The sequence below is a fragment of the Zavarzinia sp. genome (assembly GCF_049306435.1).
Classification (GTDB): domain Bacteria; phylum Pseudomonadota; class Alphaproteobacteria; order Zavarziniales; family Zavarziniaceae; genus Zavarzinia.
Map to the genome: position 1 here is coordinate 1 of NZ_JBAQRT010000101.1, position 5964 is coordinate 5964.

At 66.9% G+C, this 5964-nt stretch carries 4 protein-coding genes; all 4 read left to right on the forward strand.

The features are described 5' to 3' along the window. The first annotated feature begins 195 nt into the window (after positions 1–195). The 4 genes from WAZ62_RS05335 to trmFO all read left to right on the forward strand — a co-directional run bounded on the left by WAZ62_RS05335 (position 196) and on the right by trmFO (position 5627). Entirely contained in the window at positions 196–534 is a 339-nt protein-coding gene (locus WAZ62_RS05335) for a hypothetical protein (protein WP_422642486.1), read from the forward strand. 50 nt (positions 535–584) lie between these two features. Further along, positions 585–2702 carry a TonB-dependent receptor gene (locus tag WAZ62_RS05340; RefSeq protein WP_422642487.1) on the forward strand — a complete coding sequence of 706 codons (2118 nt, stop codon included), beginning with the start codon at positions 585–587 and terminating at the stop codon, positions 2700–2702. 109 nt (positions 2703–2811) lie between these two features. Further along, the gene (locus tag WAZ62_RS05345; protein ID WP_422642488.1) at positions 2812–4239 is read left to right on the forward strand and encodes an amidase; all 1428 of its coding nucleotides are present in this window, start codon (positions 2812–2814) and stop codon (positions 4237–4239) included. Between the two features lie 35 nt (positions 4240–4274). Further along, positions 4275–5627 (forward strand): methylenetetrahydrofolate--tRNA-(uracil(54)-C(5))-methyltransferase (FADH(2)-oxidizing) TrmFO, encoded by a 1353-nt coding sequence (gene trmFO, locus WAZ62_RS05350; RefSeq protein WP_422642489.1) that lies wholly within the window; start codon positions 4275–4277, stop codon positions 5625–5627. Positions 5628–5964: the final 337 nt, after the last annotated feature.

Here is a 5964-nt window from a genome sequence, read left to right on the forward strand (position 1 = left end):
GCCCTCGGCCGCGCCGGCCGGTGCCGCTGCTTTGCTTCTTGCTCTCGCCATATCTCGTTCGCCTCGTGCCTGCGCGCTTCTGTCTCATTGAGCCGGCCTCGCGCAGCGCCTACTCCCCTTTTAACAAGAAGGGCGGGCTGCGTGCAGGGTATTGAGGGCATCGGAGACAGATTCAGGCGCCAGCGGCTGGCGTTCGTGGCCCTGCTCGCCCTGTTGTTCCAGACCATCGCACCCTTGTCGCCCATGCCGGCGATGCCGATCACCACGGCCGAGAGCCTGGTGTTCGCCCTCGCCGACCTGTGCCGCCCGGGCGAGCCCATGCCCGATAAGGGCAAGGACGGTCCCGGTCATGGCATCCCGTGCCAGATCTGCCTGACCCTGGCGGTGGCCGGTCACTATCTCGCGCCCTCGCCGCCGCCCCTCGTCCCGCCCGCTGTTTCAGCCCTGGCCAGCTGGCGGTTGATGCCACCGGAAGCACCGACATTCGCCCATGCCGTCGGTGTCCAGCCGCGCGGCCCACCACGCCCGATCTGACCGCGCCACCGGCCGCAAGGCCCCTGCCTGTCCTGATCGGAATCGAAATCATGAAACACGCCCTGTCCAGCGGCTGCGCCGCGGCGGCGCTGCTTGTCGCGCTCGCCCCCGTCTCCGCCGTCGCGGAAGATGTCACCGCTCTGCCCACCGTCACCGTGACCGCCTCGCCCGAGCCGTTTTCCTCGAGCCTCGGCGAGAATGATCTGGCCGATGCCGCGACCGCCCGCCCGGATGCCGCGCGCCTGCTCCTGAACCTGCCGGGCGTATCCCTCGCGACCGGCGGGGCGATTTCCAGCCTGCCCTCGATCCATGGCCTTGGCGATGACAGGGTACGCGTGACGGTCGACGGCATGACGGTGACGGCGGCCTGCCCCAATCACATGAATCCGCCCCTGTCCTATATCGACGCCAGCCGGATCGGCAGCATCGATGTCCATGCCGGCCTGTCGCCGGTCAGCCTCGGCGGCGACAGCATCGGCGGCACCATCGTCGTGGAGCCCCCGGCCCCGCGCTTCGCGACCGAAGCCGAGAAAGTCCTGACCGCCGCCCGCCTGACCACCGCCTATCGCAGCAATGGCGACGGCCTCTCGATCTCGGGCGATACCACGGTGGCGACCCCCGATTTCAGCATGTCCTATGCCGGATCCTGGGCGCGCACCCTCGATTACGAGGGCGGCGGCGACAACCGCACCGTCTATTCGACCGAGTCCGAGAATTACGACCACAATCTGACCCTGGCGCTGCGCCGGGGTGGCGATCAGTTCACCTTGCGCGGGGGTCTGCAATACACGCCCTACGAAGCCTTCCCCAACCAGCGCATGGATCTGACCGACAACGAAAGCCAGTATCTGAACGGCCGCTATGAAGGCGACTTCGACTGGGGCACCGTCGATGCCCGCGCGTATTGGCGCCATGTCGAGCATGAGATGGACATGCTGGAAGACAAGGGCGGCGCCATGCCCATGAACACGCGCGCCACCGACCTCGGCTACAGCCTGACCGCCGAAGTGCCGGTGGGCGAGGCCGACACGCTGAAATTCGGCACCGAACTGCACGACCTGTCGCTGGACGACTGGTGGCCGCCGGTCGCCGGTTCCATGATGATGGGGCCGGACACTTACGAGAATATCAACAACGGCAGCCGCACCCGCATCGGCACCTTCATCGAATGGAATGCCCGCTGGACCCCGGCGTGGAGCACCCAGCTCGGACTTCGCAACGATATCGTCACCATGGATACGGGCGAGGTTCGGCCCTATTCCTGGACCAGCATGATGCAGGCCGCCGATATCGCCGCCGCGAATGCGTTCAACGCCATGGACCGCTCGCGCACCGACGTCAATTTCGACCTGACCGCCATCGCCTCCTATGAGGCCGGACCGGGCGCCACCTACAGCTTCGGCTATGCCCGCAAGACCCGCTCCCCCAGCCTGTACGAGCGCTATTCCTGGGGCGAGGGCCACATGGCGACGGCCATGAACAATTGGTACGGCGATGGCAACGGCTATATCGGCAATATCGATCTCGACCCCGAGGTCGCCCATACGGTCTCCGCGACCGGCGACTGGACGGGCGGCGGCGTCTGGCAGTTCAAGGTCACGCCCTATTTGACCTACGTCGAGGATTTCATCGACGCCGACGACACCGGCCGGCGCTTTGGCCCGGGCAGCCAGTTCGTCGTCCTGAAGTTCGCCAATCATGACGCCCTCCTCTATGGCGTCGATGTCTCGGGCAGCCTCGCCCTCGCGCGGGGCGCGTCCTTCGGCGATCTAGACCTGTCGGCGACGGCGGGCTTCGTCAAGGGCGAGAACCGCGATACCGACGACGATCTCTACCGGATCGCGCCGCTCAACGTCCGCCTCGCCCTGCAGCACCGGCTGGACGACTGGAGCAATGGCATCGAACTCGTCGCCTCGGCCACCAAGTCGGATGTGGACGATGCGCGCCGCGAACCCGAAACCTCGGGCTATGCCCTCGTCAATCTGAAGACTGCCTACCAGTGGCCGGGCGTCCGGCTCGACGCCGGGATCGACAATCTGCTCGACCAGCGCTGGTATGACCCGCTGGCCGGTGTCGATTTCGCCACCTTCAAGCGCGAGGGCGGCACCATCGGGGCGCTGGAAGGCGAAGGCCGTTCGTTCAACATCGGCCTGACCTTCACCTACTGATGCCCACCTGCTGATGCCTTGGGGCCGTCGTGAAATTGTCTCACGACGGCCCTTGCCTTCCCGTTCAGAAACATGACACTCCGTCACAATCAAGAACGGGAGGGACGACATGCAGGTCTCCGAATATCTGGCGCAGGACGGCATCGGCCTCGGCCAGTTGGTGAACAAGGGCGAGGTCAAGGCGCCCGAACTTCTCGAGATCGCCATCGGCCTGATCGAGAAGCACAATCCGGCGCTGAACGGGGTCGTGCAGAAGGCCTATGACATGGCGCGGAAGGCCGCGGAGGGCGGCCTGCCTCAGGGCCCCTTCGCCGGCGTGCCCCTGCTGCTCAAGGATATCAACGCGCTTTGCGTCGGCCTCTCCACCCGCCAGGCCTCGCGCCTGTTCGCCGATGTCGTCGATGATCACGACAGCGAACTGACCACCCGCTTCAAGAAGGCCGGCTTCAACATCCTGGCCAAGACCAACGCGCCCGAGTTCGGCATCCTGCCGACCACGGAATCGCTGGTCTATGGCCCGGCCCGCAATCCCTGGAACACCGATCATTCCACCGGCGGCTCCTCCGGCGGTTCGGCCGCCATGGTCGCCGCGGGCTGCGTGCCGCTCGCCCATGCCAATGACGGCGGCGGCTCGATCCGCATCCCGGCTTCCGCCTGCGGCCTCGTCGGCCTGAAGCCGACGCGGGGGCGCATCCCCCTTGGCCCGGACCTCGGCGATGCCCTCGGCGGTCTCGTCTGCGATCTCGTCGTCAGCCGGACCCTGCGCGACACGGCCCATGTCCTCGACGCGGCGGCCGGGCCCGATATCGGCGATCCCTATTGGGCGCCGCCGCCCAGCCGGCCCTATGTCCAGGCGCTGGAAGGCGTGAAGCGGCCCCTGCGCGTCGCCGTCGCCAGGACCGATTTCATGGGCAACGCCCTGCATCCCGAGTGCATCGCCGCCATCGACAAGACAGCCAAGGCCCTAGAGGACATGGGGCATATCATCGAGGACAGCGTGCCCGCCGCGCCGGCCGAGATGGTCACCCACGCCTTCATGACCCTGTGGACGGCGGGCATGGCCGCCCTCGCGCAAGGGGCGGCGCTGATGGGCGGCAAGATCGCCGGGCCGGACACGCTGGAGCCCATGACCCTCGCCCTCGTCGAGCACGCCAGCAAGACGACGGCGGCGGATTACATTATCGCCGAAGTCATGCTGCAGCGGATCAGCCGCTTCATCGCCCAGTTCTTCGAAGTCTACGATGTCCTGGTGACGACGACGCTGACCCGCCCGCCGGAGCGGATCGGCTTCTTCGACGTGACCTCGCCCGATTTCGCCGCGACCCTGACCCGGGCCGGCGATTACATCAATACGCCGGTGTTCAATTTCACCGGCCAGCCGGCGATCAGCCTGCCGCTGCACCAGAGCGAGGCCGGCCTTCCGGTCGGCGTGCAGATCGTCGGCCGTTTCGGCGACGAGGATACGCTGATCGGCCTGGGCGCCGACCTCGAGCGCGCCCTGCCCTGGGCCGGCCGCAAGCCGCCCATCTGGGGCTGACGAGCGGCCCCAACAAGGCTATAGGAAGGGGCATCATGACCGAAAAATTGCCCCTTCCCCTTCCCGTTCACGTCATCGGCGGCGGCCTCGCCGGCAGCGAAGCCGCCTGGCAGATCATCAGCCGCGGCGTGCCCGTCATCCTGCACGAGATGCGCCCGGTGAAGCCGACCGACGCCCATGCGACCGACGGCTTCGCCGAACTCGTCTGCTCCAACTCCTTCCGCTCGGACGATCCCGTCTCCAACGCGGTCGGCCTCCTGCACGAGGAAATGCGCCGCGCCAGTAGCCTGATCCTGCGCGCGGCCGATGCCCACAAGGTGCCGGCGGGCGGCGCCCTCGCCGTCGACCGCGACGGCTTCTCGGAAGCCGTTACCGCCGCCCTTTCCGCTTCGCCGCTCCTCACCATCGTCCGCGAGGAAGTGCCGGAGTTGCCGCCCGCCGACTGGGGCAACACCATCCTTGCCACCGGGCCGCTGACCTCGCCTTCGCTCGCCGAGGCGATCCGCGCCTTCACCGGCGAAGAATCCCTGTCGTTCTTCGACGCGATCGCCCCGATCATCCACAAGGACTCGATCGACATGTCGCGCGCCTGGTATCAGTCGCGTTACGACAAGGGCGACGGTGCCGATTACATCAACTGCGCCATGGACCGCGAGCAATATTATGCCTTCATCGAGGCACTGCTGGCGGGCGAGAAGACCGACTTCAAGGAATGGGAAAAGAACACACCCTATTTCGAGGGCTGCCTGCCGATCGAGGTGATGGCGGAGCGCGGCCCCGACACCCTGTCCTTCGGCCCGATGAAGCCGGTCGGCCTGACCGATCCGCACACCAACAAGCGCCCCTTCGCCGTCGTCCAGCTGCGCCAGGACAATGCCCTCGGCACGCTCTACAACATGGTCGGTTTCCAGACCAAGCTGAAGCACAGCGAGCAGACCCGCATCTTCCGCAGCATTCCCGGCCTCGAGAATGCCGCCTTCGCCCGGCTCGGCGGGTTGCACCGCAACACCTTCATCAACAGCCCGCGCCTCCTCGACGGCACCTTGCGCCTGAAGGCGCGGCCAGACCTGCGCTTCGCCGGCCAGGTGACGGGCGTTGAAGGTTACGTCGAGAGCGCGGCCATGGGCCTGATCGCCGGCCGCTTCGCCGCGGCCGAGGCCCTCGGCGAATTGCCCACCCCGCCGCCGACGACGACGGCCCTCGGCGCCCTCCTCAATCACGTCACCGGCGGCGCGGACGAGAAGACCTTCCAGCCGATGAACGTCAACTTCGGCCTGTTCCCGCCGATGGAAACACGGACGAAGAAGGGCGACCGCAAGGCCGCCATGTCCGCCCGCGCCCTCGCCGACCTCGCCGCCTGGCTGGGCGTGGTGCCCCAAGCGGCGTAACGGCCAGTCCCCTTTCGTCACAAGGCTCCGGCCTGCGCCGGAGCGACGACTATAAATGCAAGGCGTCATCCCGGCGCAGGCCGGCCCGGGTGTTGACCGACCTCGCCGCCTGGCTGCGCGTGGTGCCGCAGGCGGCGTAACGGCCAGTCCCCTTTCGTCACAAGGCTCCGGCCTGCGCCGGAGCGACGACTATAAATACATATCCATGAGCGTCATCCCGGCGAAGGCCCATATGCGCTAAGTTAAGGTCTGAAGTTTACGTTTTCGGTGTGCTTCGAAGAGCTGCCTTTCAATTTTCCGGATGCTGCCGGCGAGGCGGTGCAGGGAGATGGCGCCG

Excerpts from the sequence above, each read along its gene's own strand:
- WAZ62_RS05345 (WP_422642488.1), top strand. The coding sequence starts at position 2,812 with ATGCAGGTCTCCGAATATCTGGCGCAGGACGGCATCGGCCTCGGCCAG.
- WAZ62_RS05340 (WP_422642487.1), top strand. The coding sequence starts at position 585 with ATGAAACACGCCCTGTCCAGCGGCTGCGCCGCGGCGGCGCTGCTTGTC.
- trmFO (WP_422642489.1), top strand. The coding sequence starts at position 4,275 with ATGACCGAAAAATTGCCCCTTCCCCTTCCCGTTCACGTCATCGGCGGC.